This is a genomic window from Streptomyces sp. NPDC001068 (assembly GCF_042897315.1).
Lineage (GTDB): Bacteria > Actinomycetota > Actinomycetes > Streptomycetales > Streptomycetaceae > Streptomyces.
On record NZ_JBIAYD010000008.1, the window covers coordinates 444,032 to 459,111 of the forward strand.

A 15,080-nucleotide genomic window follows, 5' to 3' on the forward strand; every position below is an offset into this window, starting at 1 on the left:
GAGGAAGGGCCCGTACGACGACCTGTCGTACGGGCCCTTCCGTATGTCCCCGCTCCGTATGTCCCCGCCCGGAACGGTCGAGCGCGGATCTGTGAACTGGCTGTAAGATCAGCACACTTGTGTGACGGGTGAACAGGCCGGGGGGCCGAGAGCGCCGGAGCGAACGGCGCCGCACCCGTCTCCGTTCCTGGGGAGGGACTCCTTCGTGGTGCGTCATGCCTCTGCCCGCCTGCGCCTCGTCGCCGCGACCGCCGTACTGACGGCCGCCCTGAGCCCGCTGCTGCCGGTCCCGTCGGCGAGCGCCGACACCGCGCAGGAGACGGTCGTACCGCCGGCCCTGCGCAGCACCTACACATCCGGGGCGCTGTACGGGAACTCGACGTACAGCGGCCACGACGGCGCCGGTCGACAGGGCGTCTTCCACAGCCTGGAGGGCGCGGGGCTGGTCTGGACGCGCTACTCCACCGGCGTCTCGGTACCGGTGGTCCACCCGGCCGGCTACACCAGCTACTCGACCGCCGGCGGTGACGTCCTCGCGTACCGGTTCGCCGACGGCCGGATCGACCTGTGGAACGCGGCCGACGGCACCACCCGGACGATCCGTACGCCCGAGGGGCTCTCGCTCCTCACCACCTACGCCGACCTGGCGGTCGCCTTCCGGCAGGTGCCGGACGGAAACGGTTCGGCGACCCGCGAGATGCATCTGCTGCTCCCGCAGGACGACGGCAGCACCCGCGACGTGCCGGTGACCGGGGTGCCCGAGGGATACGTCCTCGGGATGGCCAAGGGCGGCGACGCGAACGGGCTGCTCTTCCTGGCCGGACGGACGGGAGGCGGCTCCTACACCTCGGTCATGGTCGACCGGCACACGGGCCAGGTGCAGGGCTGGACGCCGCCCACCGCCAAGGTCTACCTCAACGCGCAGGTCACCTCGGACCACGTCGTCCTCTTCAACACCAACGAGCCCACGGTGCAGGTGTACTCCCGCACCGACCTGTCCGGCGCGCCGGCCGCGGTCGCACTGGACGGCGGCGGCACGCTCCCCGCGGCGGGCCTCGCGGTCGTCGGGGACTGGCTGGTGACCCAGCCCGGCAAGGCGGTGCTCGCCAGACCGCTCGCCGGCGGCCCCGCCAGGACCCTGCTGCCCACCGCGAACTACGGCGTCTCCGCCGCGTCCGACGGCGGAGCCCTGGCGGTCGGCCGTACCGGCGGCCCCGCGGACGACTGGGGCGTGCAGCGCATCCAGCCGGGCCCGGACGGCTCGCCGACGGTCACCCAGATCAAGGCGCTGCCCAAACCGGTGTACCGGATCCAGGGCCTGTCCCTGGACCAGGGCACGCTGGTCGTCGGCGACGCGAGTGTCTCCGGTGTCCGTGACGCGTACGTGCGGACCGTCGCCGCGACCGGGACGCCGACCTTCGGGGAGCGCACGTCCCTCGACGGGATCTCCACCCAGCTCGGCACCTGCCCGGAGACGGACCTCGGCTGCTCGCAGGTGTTCGGCCTGCCTGGCGGGCGGGTCGCGTGGCTCCGGCGCGGCACGGGCGGATCCGACCGGATCACGGTCGCCGAGTCAGGTCAGCACTGGGAGGCCGAGGTTCCGGCCGGCGGGCGGATCACCGACGCCTCCGGCACCTATCTGATCCACACCGTGTCCGGCCGGCAGTCCGTCTACCGGATGGCCGGCGGCACCCCGGTCCGCACCATCGCATCCGGCCCCGCCGCGCTCTCGGGCGACCTGCTGTGGACCGCGGGCGCGACGCCCGGCACCCTCGGCGCGTACGACCTGACGCAGGGCAGGACCGTCGAGACCGTCACCACGGACGCGGGCTGCGCACCGGGCGAACTCCAGGCACTGGGCCGCTGGGTGTACTGGAACTGCGGCGACCGGGCCGGCGTGTACGACCGTACGGCGAAGAAGTCGGTGTCCGTCCCGGCCGACGAGGCCAAACTCGGCGACGGATATGTCGTCACGCATGACAAGGCGGCCGGGAAGCTGGTGCTGACGGCCGTCGACCAGGGGACCCCCGTCAGCCGGGTGATCGGCGAGCTGCCCGACACCGGGGTCTCGCAGCGGGACGTGCGCTGGACGGTCGACGAGTCCGGCGCCGACGTGGCCTACGTGGACGCCGGGGAACAGGTGCACCTGGTGCCGTCCGGGGTGACCCAGCAGCCGCTGCGCACGCTGGGCCCGGTGGTCCGCGCGACGACCCTGGAGGCCCGGCACACCGATCCGGTCGTGTACCCGGTGACGCGGGTGCCGCTGTCGAAGCCCGCCGCGGGCTGGACCCTGACGGTCCGGGACAAGGCGACCGGCAAGGTCGTCGACACCGTGACCGGCGGCCCCGCGCGGGGCCTGCTGAACGTCGGCTGGGACGGCGTGGCCGGTACCAAGCTCCTCCCGAGCGGCCCGTACGACTGGACGCTGTCGGTCGCTCCCGCGGACGGGGCGGGCGCCCCGCTCTCGTTCCAGGGGTCGGTCCGGCTGCTGAACGGCCGCGTGGTGCACCGTGACTACGCGGGCCCCAGCGACGGCATGGGCGACCTGCTCACCCTCAGCGGCTCCGGTGAGCTGAGATTCCATCGGGGCGACGGCGGGAAGCTCGCGCCCTTGACGGTCGCCGGCGGCTGGTCCACGGCGATCCGGCCGGTGCCGGTCGGCGATCTGAACGGCGACAACTGCAACGACGTGCTGATCCGGCTGAGCAACGGCACGCTGCGACTGTACAAGCCCGGCTGCAGCGACCCGCTGGCGCCGACGACGCGGTACACGACGCTGGGCACCGGCTGGGACCAGTACGACGTCCTGACCGCCCCCGGCGACCTGACCAGGGACGGCCGTCCGGACCTGATCACCCGCAACGCCAAGACCGGTGCGGTGTACGTCCACAAGGGCACCAGCACCGGCAAGTTCGCCGCCCGCGTCAAGCTGTACGACAACTGGAAGACGTACAAGAAGGTCGTCGGCGCCGGTGACCTGAACGGTGACGGGATCGGGGACCTGGTCGCGCAGGACAAGGCGAACAACCTCTACCGGTACTACGGCACCGGCAAGGGCGGCTTCGGCAGCCGGGTGCGGATCGCCACCGGGTGGGGATCGTCGTACAACGCGGTCGTGGGCGTCGGTGACATCACCGGGGACGGGAAGAGCGACCTCGTCATGCGGGACACCGCGGGCAACCTGTACCGGCAGACCGGGACCGGCAAGGGCACTTTCGCCGCCCGGGTGAAGATCGCGACGGGCTGGCAGTACTACAAGGGCCTCTTCTAGGTCTGTTTCCGGCGGGTTCCAGAGCGTTTTCGGCCAAGCTGTGACGCATGTCACGCCCCCGGCGAGGGAATCGCTGGGGGCATGACAGATGACGCGATAGGCAAAGCGACCTCCGACGAGGAGCGGCTCGCCCAGCTCGGCTACACCCAGGTCCTGGCCCGCCGTATGTCGGCCTTCTCGAACTACGCGGTCTCCTTCACCATCATCTCGGTCCTCTCCGGCTGTCTCACCCTGTACCTCTTCGGCATGATCACCGGCGGACCCGCCGTGATCACCTGGGGCTGGGTGGCCGTGGGCCTGATGACCCTCTTCGTCGGCCTGTCCATGGCCGAGATCTGCTCCGCCTATCCCACCTCGGCGGGCCTCTACTTCTGGGCCCACCGCCTGGCGCCGCCGCGCAGCGCGGCCGCCTGGGCCTGGTTCACGGGCTGGTTCAACGTGCTCGGCCAGGTCGCCGTGACCGCGGGCATCGACTTCGGCGCCGCGTCCTTCCTGGGCGCCTACCTGAACCTGCAGTTCGACTTCACCGTCACCCCCGGCCGCACGATCCTCCTCTTCGCGGCGATCCTCCTGCTGCACGGCCTCCTCAACACCTTCGGCGTCCGCATCGTCGCGCTGCTCAACAGCGTGAGCGTGTGGTGGCACGTCGTGGGAGTCGCGGTCGTCGTCGGCGCGCTCACCTTCGTCCCCGACCACCACCAGTCGGCGTCCTTCGTCTTCACGAAGTTCGTCAACGAGACGGGCTGGAGCAGCGGCCCCTACGTCGTCCTGCTCGGCCTGCTGATGGCCCAGTACACCTTCACCGGGTACGACGCCTCCGCGCACATGACCGAGGAGACCCACGACGCGGCGACGGCGGGCCCCAAGGGGATCGTCCGCTCGATCTGGACGTCGTGGATCGCCGGCTTCGTCCTGCTCCTCGGCTTCACCTTCGCCATCCAGTCGTACGACAAGGAACTGGGGTCCACGACGGGTGTGCCGCCGGCCCAGATCCTGCTGGACGCGCTCGGCGCGACCACGGGCAAGCTGCTGCTCCTCGTCGTGATCGGCGCCCAGCTCTTCTGCGGAATGGCGTCGGTGACCGCCAACAGCCGCATGATCTACGCCTTCTCCCGCGACGGCGCGCTCCCCTTCTCCCGCGTCTGGCACACCGTCAGCCCGCGTACCCGCACCCCGGTCGCGGCGGTCTGGCTGGCGGCCCTGTCCGCGCTCGCGCTGGGCCTCCCGTACCTGATCAACTACACGGCCTACGCCGCGGTGACGTCGATCGCGGTGATCGGCCTGTACGTGGCCTACGTGATCCCGACCCTGCTGCGGGTCAGAAAGGGTGCCGCGTTCGAACGCGGGCCGTGGCACCTGGGCCGCTGGTCCGGGGTGATCGGCGTGGTCTCGGTGGTCTGGGTCTGCGTCATCACCGTCCTGTTCATGCTCCCGCAGGTCTCCCCGGTCACCTGGAAGTCCTTCAACTACGCCCCGGTGGCCGTCCTGGCGGTCCTCGGCTTCGCCGCGGTCTGGTGGCAGGTCTCGGCCCGGCACTGGTTCCTCCGGCCGGACACCGCGCGCCACGAGGACACCGCCAAACTGGTCGATCTCTGACCCTCGGCACCACTTCTGCCACGCGACGCGGCCGCGACCCCGATACCCGATCGGCGACACGGCTCCGTCCGGCTATGCTCGGGGAGGCAACATCGCCTGGGCCGTTAGCTCAATTGGCAGAGCAGTGGACTTTTAATCCATTGGTTGTGGGTTCGAGTCCCACACGGCCTACGGGTGGTGGGCGGGGGATATGGCCCCTGACCTGCTGTGCGGCGCCTGATCCGACTTCGGTCGGGTCGGGCGCTGCTTCGTTTCGGGGGCTGTGCGTGCGCGCTGCGTGAGCGGATGTGCGGGCAAGGGGTGTTTCCATCTGTTCGGCCAAGGTCCGTGGGCTGGGCGGGCTGCTTGTTCGTGCCCGGATCGCTGGGGGGGGCGGTGCTTGAGCCTGACGTGCACGATGTCGATGCGCTGTCGGGCTCGACCAGCACGTGATCGGCGCGCATCTCATCGGCGCTCAGGAGGTGGCTGCCTGATGGGACCCACGAGCAACCCGGCGTCGGCTTCCGCCTCGCCGACGACCTGGGGGCCGCCCAACTCGCCACGGCCGGTGACCTGCTGGCCGGCGCCCGTCAGGTACTGGACGACCCGATGCCGCCGTATGCCGAGGTCCGTTACACCGGCATCCGCCTCGCCGCGTGCCTCACCGAGCCCCGCGCGTGGCCGAGTCCCGGCGCCTGCGCCCGCCCGGCGACCAGGGAGCGGTAGCGGACGGAGAGGTTCGGCCCGGCCCGAGGGTAGGGCCACGACCGTGGTCCCGCCCCGGCGAAGGAGGCGTTCCGCGGAGGGATGCCGGCGGTCCGCTCGGCGGGGAGAAACCGACGCTCGACCAGGACCCTGGAACGTACGACCTCCGCTCCCCGCCCGCTACTCCACTTCCTCCACGACCTTCTCCCCAAAGCGCCAGGACCCCCGGTTACCGAAGGCCTCCGCGTGCAGGCCCTCCTCTCGGGCGATCTGGGCCGCGCGTTGGTACGTCATGCCGGGGTAACCGCCGGGAGAAACCTTGATGTACCCGCGGCGGTCGAACTCCCGGGCCCGCAGTACCTCACGGAGCCGCTGTTCCTGGTCAGCGGAGTGCGCCTCGGTCGGCTTCTTCTTCCAGAACGGCACTTCGCCTTCCTTCTCGCCTCTGCGCCCACGTAGGGCGGTCCATCCCACGGCAGCCAGGCATACGGCGACGGCACCGCCCGCACCGAGTAGATCGCCCGTCGAACTGGTTGGCCGGGTGTCTGCGGGGCCAGTTTCCCGTTGGGGTCTTCGACCACGGTGATGGTCTGCCCGACGCGGAAGCGGCGGCTGTCAGTCTTGAGTTCCGGTCCCGGGACGGTGATTCCGTCGCGCTGGGTCAGCTCGTAGTACCAGCGAACCAACGTTATCCGTGAGGCTTGGTGGCATACCAGCCAGGTTCTCGTCAAGATCCTGCAAGCCCGGGAACGGCCGGTGCGATGATCACCTTCACCCCGTGCGAAGGCCGCAGCGCGACGAACGCCGTCACTGTCCTGAACGTACCCAAACCCAGGTAGCACGCGCGCAGTAAGGAAGCCGACCGCCATGCATCCCGCCGTGGAACGCCTCTTCGAGCTCATCCCCCCGGCTGCTCCGCACCGCTCACGCGACTGGGCGGCCGTCGAGCGGCGACTGGGCACGCCTTTGCCGGACGACTACAAGGAGTTGGTCGAGACCTACGGCGGTGGCGTATTCGACGAGACCATCTGGCTCCTGGACCCGGAATGCCCCGACGCGAACTACAACCTCGTCGACCAGGCCACGGAGCGCGCGGAGATCCTCGCGGACCTCTGGCAGACCGAGGCCCGACCGGCGGAACTCCAGGACCCCGACGCCCAGGTGCTGCCATGGGCCTACGTCGAGGGAAGCGGTATGTACCTGTACTGGCTGAGGCAGCCGGAGCAGAAGCCGGACGAGTGGACGGTCATCCTCAATGAAGGCCGGGGCCCGGAATGGGAACACCACGCCACCCAGTGCGCCTCCTTCGTGCTCGCTGTCCTGACCGGCGAGGCCGAGACCGAGTATTTCGCCGACCTGCCGACGGACAGCCACGGCTTTGATGCCAACGACGAGATTCTTGACTAGCCGGGCATGAGCCACCCACCGGCTTAACAGTCCAGGCGGCCGCGGAGGCGGCAGTGGCGACGTCGGGCATAGGGGCGGAGAAGCGACTGGTCACCGGCCTGCGGTGCGTGAGCGATGCGTGAGCGGACGGGACGGCACGTGTCGGCATGGGACAGGCCGGCGACCGTTCCGTCCTGGCTCTGACGTCCTTGCTTCGGACACCGAGGCAGCGTCCGGAACCATCCGGCAGGATCCAGCCAGGACTTTTAATCCATTGGTTGTGGGTTCGAGTCCCACACGGCCTACCGGTGGTGGGCGGGGAAGACACCCCGCGGGCGCCGCTTCGTGTCCGTGGGGTCAACTGGCCGTCGTGCGCGCGGTTCTGGTCGGTTTCGGTCGATACCGTTTCGGCTGAAGTAGTCTGACTCCGTGGCCGCCGACCTCCCTGACCGAAACAGTGCCGCGCGGGCGACGGACCGTCCCGGGGACGCCTCGCCCTTCGCGCTGGGGCTGCTGCTGCGCCGGGCGCACTGGCATGCCGCCGCGGTGATGGGCGAGGCGCTGCGGCCGCTCGGTGTGGAACTGCGGCACTTCGCGGTGCTGATCGTGCTCGTCAACCGCGGGCCCACGGTGCAGCGGGACCTGGCGGCGGCCACCGGGACGGACAAGGCCGGGATCATGCGGGTCGTGGACGACCTGGAACGGAAGGGTCTGGCCGTACGCAAGGCAGTTCCGGGGGACCGGCGGGTGCGGGCGGTGGAGATCACGCCGCAGGGGCTGGAACTCTTCGACGCCGCCCACGCGGCGGCGGAGCCGCTGGCCGACCGGCTCGCCATGGACCTCGGGCCGGGCGAGACCGAGCAGTTGAGGGATCTGCTGACCCGGCTCGCCCATCCCGCGCACGACGACGTGTGACCGCTGCCGTACCCGTGGCCCGGAGGGCTACGCGGCCAGGCGCTTGGTGAGCTCCAGGGCCTTGGCGGTCGCGTCCTCGAAGGCGCGCTCACGGGACTCGTGGTAGCGGGGGATCAGGTCGGCCATGGCCGGGTTGCGGGTGGCCATGGTGAGTTCGGGGACGATGAAGTCGAGGTCCAGGCCGAGGGTGCTGCCGAGTACGGCCTCCAGGTAGTTCCGTACGAACTCGTAGCCCTCGCGCGGGGTGCCCGGTGCGTAGGAGCCGCCGCGGCTGGCGACCACGACCGTGGGGGTGCCCTGCGCCGAGGGGGTCTCGCCGGCGGTGCGGCCGAGCAGGAGCACGCTGTCCAGCCAGGTCTTCAGGGTCGAGGGGATCGAGAAGTTGTACATGGGGGCGCCGATCAGCACGGCGTCGGCCCGCTCCAGTTCCTCGATGAGCCGCAGCCGCTCGGCGAACGCGGCGGACTGCTCGGCGGTGTGCCGGTCGGGGGCCGCGTACCCGGCGGACCAGGCGACGGCGGTGATGTGCGGGACGGGGTCGGCGGCGAGGTCGCGGTAGATCACCGTGCCCTCCGGGTGCTGCTCCTCCCACGTCCTGCGGAAGGCGGCCGTCACGGCCCGGGAGGAGGACGTCTCGCCGGGGAAGACGGAGGAGTCGATGTGCAGCAGTGTGGTCATGGGATCGCTCCGGGGTGTGGGGGCACTCGGTCTGGCCGAGTTAGTTTCACTCAATACTGTATCGAGTGCTACCGTCGTGAGTGAAGTCGATGGGGGTGCGACACCGAAGGGGGGCACGACAGGTGGACGGAGACGGCGACCATGGACGTGTACGAGGCGGTCACGACCCGACGGGCGGTACGCGGGTTCACAGAGCGGCCTGTGCCTGAGGAGACGCTGGAGCGGGTGCTGGCCGCGGCGGCCTGGGCGCCCTCCGGGTCGAACATCCAGCCGTGGCGGACCTACGTGGTGACCGGCGCACCGCTCGCCGAGATCAAGAAGCGCGCCGATCAGCGCCTTTCCGCGGGTGACCCCTGGGACGAGCCGGAGTACGAGCAGTACCCGCCCGCGCTGAAGTCCCCCTACCGTGAGCGCAGGTCCGCCTTCGGCGAGCAGCGCTACGGCGCCCTCGGCATCCCGCGCGAGGACCTGGAGGCCCGCCAGCGGGCCGCCTCCGCCAACTGGCAGTGCTTCGGCGCGCCCGCCGCCCTGTTCTGCTACATCGACCGCGACCTCGGCCGCCCCCAGTGGTCCGACGCCGGCATGTACCTGCAGACCGTCATGCTGCTGCTGCGCTCCGAGGGGCTGCACAGCTGCCCGCAGATGGCCTGGGCGAAGTTCCACCGGACCGTCGCGGAGGTCCTGTCACCGCCGGACGGACTCGTCCTCTTCTGCGGCATGTCGATCGGGTACGAGGACGTCTCGGCGCACTACCCGCGTACCGGCCGGGCCCCGCTCCGCGAGACGGTCACGTTCGTCGGCGGCCGCTGACGCTCGCCGCGACCTGGTGACCGTTTCGATGTCATATTTCTAGATACAACCCCCGTGAAAGGCATGCCATGAAGATCGCAGTCATCGGCGGCACCGGACTGATCGGATCGCAGGTCGTCAGGAACCTGACCGCGGCCGGGCACGAGGCGGTACCCCACTCCAAGTCCACCGGCGTGGACGTCCTCAGCGGCCAGGGCCTGGACGAGGCGCTGGCCGGGGCCGACGTCGTCGTCAACCTGACGAACTCCCCGACCTTCGACGAGGCCTCCCCCGCCTTCTTCCAGACCTCGATGGACAACCTCGTGGCCGCGGCGGACCGGGCCGGCGTCGGCCACTTCGTCGTTCTCTCGATCGTCGGGGTGGACCAGGTGCCGGAGATGGACTACTACCGGGCCAAGACGCTTCAGGAGCACATCCTGGCGACCGGGCCCGTTCCCTACTCGATCGTCCGGGCGACGCAGTTCATGGAGTTCGTGGACGGCATCATGTCCTGGACCTCCGACGCGGACACCGTGCGGCTGCCGGCCACGCCCATCCAGCCCATCGCCGCCGCGGACGTGGCCTCGGGCGTGGCGGACGTGGCCGTGGGCGCCCCGATCAACGGCATCCTCGACATCGCCGGCCCCGACATCTTCACCCTGGACGAGCTGGGCCGGATCACCCTGACCCACAAGGGCGATCACCGCACCGTCGTCACCGATCCCACCGCGGGCATGTTCGCCCTGGTCAAGGGGGACGCCCTCACCGACAAGGACGCGCGGCTCGCGCCGACCCGCTACACCGACTGGCTCGCCTGACCCGTCGGACGCCGGGTGAAGACCGTCGGGGTCCGCGACCCGGCCCGGCGGTCTCCCGGCGTGCGCGCGGGGCGCTGTTGCGGAAGCATCGGTAGGGGCGGCTGATGCGGTGCGTCGACGCACCGCCGGCCCGGGTGGGGGAGCCGCCTCGCCGTCCGTCCGTACCGGAGTGCTCACATGGTCAGGCGCATCACGGACTGGTCTGCGGCCCTCGCGCCGCGGCCTGCGCAGCGGACCGGTGAGCGGCGGGTGACCGCCGGCGACTGGGGGCTGCTGCTCATCAGGCTGACCTTCGGGGTGTTCCTGGCCGGGCACGGCTGCCAGAAGCTCTTCGGGTTCTTCGGCGGGACCGGTCTGACCGCCACCGGGAAGGGTTTCGCCGAACTCGGCTACCGCCCGGGGAAGGTCTTCGCCGCGATCGGCGGGCTGTCCGAACTCGTGGGCGGCCTCGGCCTGGCCGTCGGGCTGTTGACACCGCTCGCGGCCGCCGCCGTGGTCGGGGTGATGATCAACGCCATGGTGACCGTCACCGGTGCCCATGGGCTGTGGGACACGAGCGGCGGGGTGGAGTACAACGTCGCCATCGCCGTGGTCGCCATCGGCGTCGCCGCGACCGGCCCGGGCCGGCTGGCGGTCGACCGGTTCTTCCGCTGGGGCGCCGGCGGCTGGCCCGAAGCCGCCGTCGCGCTCGGCCTCGGCGGCGTCGGCGCCGCGATCGCCCTGAGTCTCTGAGTCTCTGAGTCCCCCACGACCCCCGCGAGGCGCGGTGTCCGGCGGCCGCCGGCCCGTACCTCAGCCCGCGTTGAGGTCGGTGAGTTCGCCGAGCGGGAGCGTGTGCTGGGTGTGCAGGACCTTCGCGCGCAGGTAGCGGACGTTGTGCGCGGTACGGAAGACACCGGTCGGCACGCGGTCGCGGACCGTGACCCCGAGGCCGCGCAACTGCTCCGCCTTGTCCGGGTTGTTGGAGAGCAGGTCGAGCTCGGTGACGCCGAGCGCGGCCAGCATCTGGGCGGCGGCGGTGTAGTCGCGGCCGTCCTCGGGCAGGCCGAGCGCGGCGTTCGCCTCGTACGTGTCGAGGCCCTGGTCCTGGAGGGCATAGGCGTCGAGCTTGTTGTACAGGCCGATGCCCCGTCCTTCCTGGCGCAGGTAGAGCAGGACGCCGCCGCGCTGCGCGATGCGCTCGACCGCCTCGCGCAGCTGGGGGCCGCAGTCGCAGCGGGCGGAGCCGAAGACGTCGCCGGTCAGGCACTCGGAGTGCAGCCGGACCAGCGGGGGCGTGCCGGGGGCGGGGTCGCCGAGCACGACGGCGACGTGTTCCTGGCCGTCGGTGAGGCCGTGGAAGGTGACGAGTTCGGCGTCGACGGTGTAGCCGTCGGTGAAGCGCAGCGGTACCCGGACGCGGGCGCGCTGGGTGGCGGCGGGGAAGTCGGGCATCGGGTCTCCTGTGTCCGGGTGCAGGACGGCGGCGGCCTCTGTTTCAGATTTGAAGCAGATCCACGATCGGAACCCTATCCATGTTTTAAATTTGAATCAACAGGGTTCCGTGGGAATAACCGTGAGCCCTACGAGGGACCCGAACAGGGCGACGACCGCCGCCGCCAGGGAACCTCGTCGGAGGTCGGCCGCGGAGTCGAGGCGTTGCCCTCCAGCGCCCGCGCGATCACCGAGCTGATCTCCGCCAGCTGGTCCACCTGCTCCGGGGAGAGGTGGTCGAACACCGCCGCCCGTACCGTCTCCACGTGTCCCGGCGCGGCGCGCTCCAGCACCGCCATGCCCTCGTCGGTCAGGGCGGCGAAGCTGCTCCGCCTGTCCCACTGGCAGTCCTCACGCCGGATCAGCCCGTCCTTCTCCAGGCGGGTCACCGCGTACGTCAGCCGGCTCCGGGTGATCTTCGACTTCTCGGCGAGGTCGGTCATGCGCAGCCTGCGCTCCGGTGCCTCGGAGAGACTGACGAGGATGCCGTAGTAGAGATGCGGCATGCCGGCGTCCTGCTGGAGCTGCCGGTCGAGCGCGTCGTCCAGGAGGTTCGTCGCCGAGATGTAGGCGCGCCAGGCGCTCTGCTCCTTCGGCGTCAGCCAGCGAGTCGTCATGCCGCCAGTGTAGGTTTGTTTCAAAGTTTAACCAAGCATGCCCGCCGCCCCCGGGAGTGAGTACGTCCGATGCCGTACCCCTACGTCCTGCTGTCCGCCGCCGTCTCCCTGGACGGCTACCTCGACGACACCGGCCCCGACCGCCTGCTGCTGTCGTCCCCGGCCGACTTCGACCGGGTCGACGAGGTGCGGGCCTCGGTCGACGCGATCCTGATCGGCGCCGGCACCATCCGCGCGGACAATCCGCGGCTGCTGGTCAACGACCCCGGGCGGCGCGCGGCCCGGACCGCCGCCGGCAGGCCCGAGTACCCCCTCAAGGTCACGGTCACCGCGACCGGCGACCTCGACCCGGACGCGCGGTTCTGGCACACGGGCGGCGAGAAGGTCGTGTACACCACGGACGAGGGTGCGGCACGGATCAGCGGTCTCGGTGTCGCCGCCGACGTCGTCCCCCTCGGCGCGGAGCTCGACTGGCCCGCGCTGCTGCGGGACCTGCACGAGGCGCGGTCGGTCGGCCGCCTGATGGTCGAGGGCGGCGGCACCGTCCACACCCAGCTCCTGCAGCAGGGTCTGGCCGACGAGCTCCAGCTGGTCCTGGCCCCCCTCTTCGTCGGCGACCCGAAGGCGCCGCGCCTGTTCGGCCCCGGCGGGTACCAGGAGGGGCGGCTGCGGCTCGTGGAGAGCCGCCGTATCGAGGACGTCGTCCTGATGCGGTACGAGCCCACCGCCCCCGGCGCGGGCGGGTCGGTGTCCGCCGCGGACCGGCACTGGCTGCGGCTCGCCTGCGAGCTGGCGGCCGACTGCCCGCCCTCCAGGACCGCGTTCAGCGTCGGCGCGGTGGTGGTCGCGGCCGACGGCACGGAACTGGCCCGCGGCCACTCCAGGGAGGCCGGCGACCCCGTCGCGCACGCCGAGGAGGCGGCCCTGGCCAAGATCTCTCCGGACGACCCCCGGCTGGCCACGGCCACCGTCTACACCAGCCTCGAACCCTGCACCCGCCGCGCCTCCCGGCCGCACCCCTGCGCCGAGCTGATCCTGCGGTCCGGGGTGCGGCGGGTGGTGACGGCGTGGCGCGAGCCGGACACCTTCGTCGAGGCGGCCGACGGGACGGGGGCGCTGCGCGAGGCCGGGGTGGCGGTGCTGGTGCTGGACGCGTACGAGGAGCTGGCGAAGGCCCCGAACGATCACCTGCTGGGCTGACCCCGGCCCAACCCGTGTGACTTCGGTGCTTGCGATGGCGTATGCTGGTTTCACCGACGCGGGGTGGAGCAGCTCGGTAGCTCGCTGGGCTCATAACCCAGAGGTCGCAGGTTCAAATCCTGTCCCCGCTACTGAAGACCAGGGCCGGAATCCGAGAATCAGGATTCCGGCCCTGAGTCGTACGGCGGCGCGTGCCCGGTACGTGTCCGTCATCACACCCGTCCGTGCTCATCCGCCCGGCCCACAGCATTCGCCCCCGCCCGCTCGCAGCCGCAAATCTGGACGGACACGCTTCGGACACCCGGGACATGTGGGGAGTCGTTCGGTGGACCATGGACAGGCGCAGGAGGGCAGGTCCGCGACCGCTCGCACCCTGGCCCGGTTCCTGCCCGCCCTGCTGATCGTCTCCGGCGTCTGCTACGACAGGCTCACCCCGGTCGGGTACACGGCCGTCCCCTTCTTCACGGCGGCTCCGCTGATCGCCGCGCCCCTCGCGTCCCTGCGCACCACCGTCCTGACCGGAATCGCGTCCTTCCTCGCCACCTACGCCGTGCACGCCCGGTTCGGGTTCGGGCCGGACGCGGACGCCGTCACCGAGATGGTGACCGTGGCCACGGTCGCAGCCCTCGCGGCCGGCATCAACCGGATCGTCCGCCTCGGCGACCGGCGGCTCGCCTCCGCCCGCGAGGTCGCCGAGGCGGCGCAGCGGGCGGTGCTGCCCGAGCCCGCCGAGCGGATCGGCGGCTTCGAGATCGCCGCGCGCTACGAGGCGGCCCAGGAGGGCACCTTCATCGGCGGCGACCTGTACGCGGTCCAGGACACCCCCTTCGGCGTGCGGCTGGTCGTCGGCGACGTGCGCGGCAAGGGCATGGGCGCGGTCGCCGCGGTGGCGGTGGTCATCGGCGCGTTCCGGGAGGCCGCCGAGCAGGAGGTCACCCTGGAGGGGGTGGCGGGGCGGCTGGAGCGGGCGATGACCCGCGAGTGCGTCCGGCGTGGCGGAGTCGACGCGTACGAGGGGTTCACCACCGCCGTGCTCGCCGAACTCCCGCACGGGGACGGCACGGTCCGGATCGTCAACCGGGGACATCCGCCGCCCCTGCTGCTGCACGGTGACGGCGTGGTCTTCCCGGTGCGAGTGCCGGAGGCCGCGCTGCCGCTGGGGATGGGCGAGTTGGGGGACGGGCCGGACCGGGCCGCCGAGCACCCGTTCCCGAGCGGGGCCACGCTGCTGCTGCACACCGACGGCCTCTCCGAGGCGCGGGACGCGCGCGGCGTGTTCTACGACCCCGAGCGACGGCTGACCGGGCGGGCCCTCACCGCCCCCGGTCCGCTGCTGGCCCGGATCGCCGCCGAGGTGCGCCGGCACACCGGGGGCGGCATGACGGACGACATGGCGCTGCTCGCGGTGCGGCGGCCCTGAACGCGATCACGGGGCCGTACTGCGGATGGTCACCCACGGTGCGCGGACGGAAGCCGTCCGCATAACGTCTGAGTCACCATCAAAACTGCTGTGACTCCTGAGCTGTACAGAACACATGGTCAACTCGACCGTTTTTGACCGTTCGTAGCAGGTAAGTCCACGCCTTGAAAGCGTAATGATCAAGGAGAACGGCTTGGAATCTGATAGCCGGGTCTATTAACGTTCGATAACGC

The 15,080-nt window shown here is 71.0% G+C and carries 13 protein-coding genes and 2 tRNA genes; 11 read left to right on the top strand and 4 right to left on the bottom strand.

Translation table 11 applies throughout. From position 1 onward, the window contains the following. The first annotated feature begins 208 nt into the window (after nt 1-208). The 3 genes from ACFY3I_RS24590 (at nt 209) to ACFY3I_RS24600 (ending at nt 5,038) form a co-directional block, all read left to right on the top strand. Nucleotides 209-3,271, top strand: a complete 3,063-nt coding sequence (locus tag ACFY3I_RS24590) for an FG-GAP repeat domain-containing protein (RefSeq protein ID WP_390862665.1) — start codon at nt 209-211, stop codon at nt 3,269-3,271. Between the two features lie 81 nt (nt 3,272-3,352). Further along, a complete protein-coding gene (locus tag ACFY3I_RS24595; protein ID WP_390862666.1) occupies nt 3,353-4,867 on the top strand; it encodes an amino acid permease in 1,515 nt (504 codons plus the stop codon). A 98-nt stretch (nt 4,868-4,965) separates the two neighbouring features. Continuing rightward, nucleotides 4,966-5,038 (top strand) — tRNA-Lys (locus tag ACFY3I_RS24600). Nucleotides 5,039-5,731: 693 nt separating this feature from the next. On the opposite strand, the gene ACFY3I_RS24605 is transcribed toward ACFY3I_RS24600, so the two are convergent. Continuing rightward, nucleotides 5,732-5,977: a hypothetical protein gene (locus tag ACFY3I_RS24605; RefSeq protein WP_390862668.1), complete on the bottom strand. Its 246-nt coding sequence runs from the start codon at nt 5,975-5,977 to the stop codon at nt 5,732-5,734. A gap of 441 nt (nt 5,978-6,418) precedes the next feature. Between ACFY3I_RS24605 and ACFY3I_RS24610 the strand changes: the two genes are divergently transcribed. Both ACFY3I_RS24610 and ACFY3I_RS24615 read left to right on the top strand, forming a co-directional pair. After that, nucleotides 6,419-6,958, top strand: a complete 540-nt coding sequence (locus ACFY3I_RS24610) for an SMI1/KNR4 family protein (RefSeq protein WP_390862670.1) — start codon at nt 6,419-6,421, stop codon at nt 6,956-6,958. A gap of 408 nt (nt 6,959-7,366) precedes the next feature. Next, the gene (locus ACFY3I_RS24615; RefSeq protein ID WP_390862672.1) at nt 7,367-7,852 is read left to right on the top strand and encodes a MarR family winged helix-turn-helix transcriptional regulator; all 486 of its coding nucleotides are present in this window, start codon (nt 7,367-7,369) and stop codon (nt 7,850-7,852) included. A gap of 27 nt (nt 7,853-7,879) precedes the next feature. Here the strand turns inward: ACFY3I_RS24615 and ACFY3I_RS24620 are convergent, their stop codons facing one another. Next, complete coding sequence (locus ACFY3I_RS24620) at nt 7,880-8,530, bottom strand: FMN-dependent NADH-azoreductase (protein ID WP_390862674.1); 651 nt, start codon at nt 8,528-8,530, stop codon at nt 7,880-7,882. 141 nt (nt 8,531-8,671) lie between these two features. Between ACFY3I_RS24620 and ACFY3I_RS24625 the strand changes: the two genes are divergently transcribed. The 3 genes from ACFY3I_RS24625 to ACFY3I_RS24635 all read left to right on the top strand — a co-directional run bounded on the left by ACFY3I_RS24625 (nt 8,672) and on the right by ACFY3I_RS24635 (nt 10,869). Next, nucleotides 8,672-9,340, top strand: coding sequence for a nitroreductase (locus tag ACFY3I_RS24625; protein WP_390862676.1), 669 nt, complete (start codon nt 8,672-8,674; stop codon nt 9,338-9,340). A 68-nt stretch (nt 9,341-9,408) separates the two neighbouring features. Continuing rightward, the gene (locus ACFY3I_RS24630; RefSeq protein ID WP_390862678.1) at nt 9,409-10,137 is read left to right on the top strand and encodes an SDR family oxidoreductase; all 729 of its coding nucleotides are present in this window, start codon (nt 9,409-9,411) and stop codon (nt 10,135-10,137) included. 177 nt (nt 10,138-10,314) lie between these two features. Beyond that, the gene (locus ACFY3I_RS24635) at nt 10,315-10,869 is read left to right on the top strand and encodes a DoxX family protein (protein WP_390862680.1); all 555 of its coding nucleotides are present in this window, start codon (nt 10,315-10,317) and stop codon (nt 10,867-10,869) included. 60 nt (nt 10,870-10,929) lie between these two features. Here ACFY3I_RS24635 and ribA read toward each other — a convergent pair whose 3' ends face one another. Further along, nucleotides 10,930-11,571, bottom strand: coding sequence for a GTP cyclohydrolase II (gene ribA / locus ACFY3I_RS24640; RefSeq protein WP_390862682.1), 642 nt, complete (start codon nt 11,569-11,571; stop codon nt 10,930-10,932). A gap of 128 nt (nt 11,572-11,699) precedes the next feature. Beyond that, nucleotides 11,700-12,227: a MarR family transcriptional regulator gene (locus ACFY3I_RS24645; protein ID WP_365285492.1), complete on the bottom strand. Its 528-nt coding sequence runs from the start codon at nt 12,225-12,227 to the stop codon at nt 11,700-11,702. A 69-nt stretch (nt 12,228-12,296) separates the two neighbouring features. Here ACFY3I_RS24645 and ACFY3I_RS24650 point away from each other — a divergent pair, with 69 nt between their 5' ends. From ACFY3I_RS24650 to ACFY3I_RS24660, 3 genes are all read left to right on the top strand, one after another. Continuing rightward, nucleotides 12,297-13,427 carry a dihydrofolate reductase family protein gene (locus ACFY3I_RS24650; RefSeq protein ID WP_390862684.1) on the top strand — a complete coding sequence of 377 codons (1,131 nt, stop codon included), beginning with the start codon at nt 12,297-12,299 and terminating at the stop codon, nt 13,425-13,427. Between the two features lie 57 nt (nt 13,428-13,484). Further along, a tRNA-Met gene (locus ACFY3I_RS24655) sits at nt 13,485-13,558 on the top strand. Between the two features lie 194 nt (nt 13,559-13,752). Further along, on the top strand, nt 13,753-14,847 hold the full coding sequence (locus tag ACFY3I_RS24660; protein WP_390862686.1) for a PP2C family protein-serine/threonine phosphatase: 1,095 nt from the start codon (nt 13,753-13,755) through the stop codon (nt 14,845-14,847). Nucleotides 14,848-15,080 lie beyond the last annotated feature (233 nt).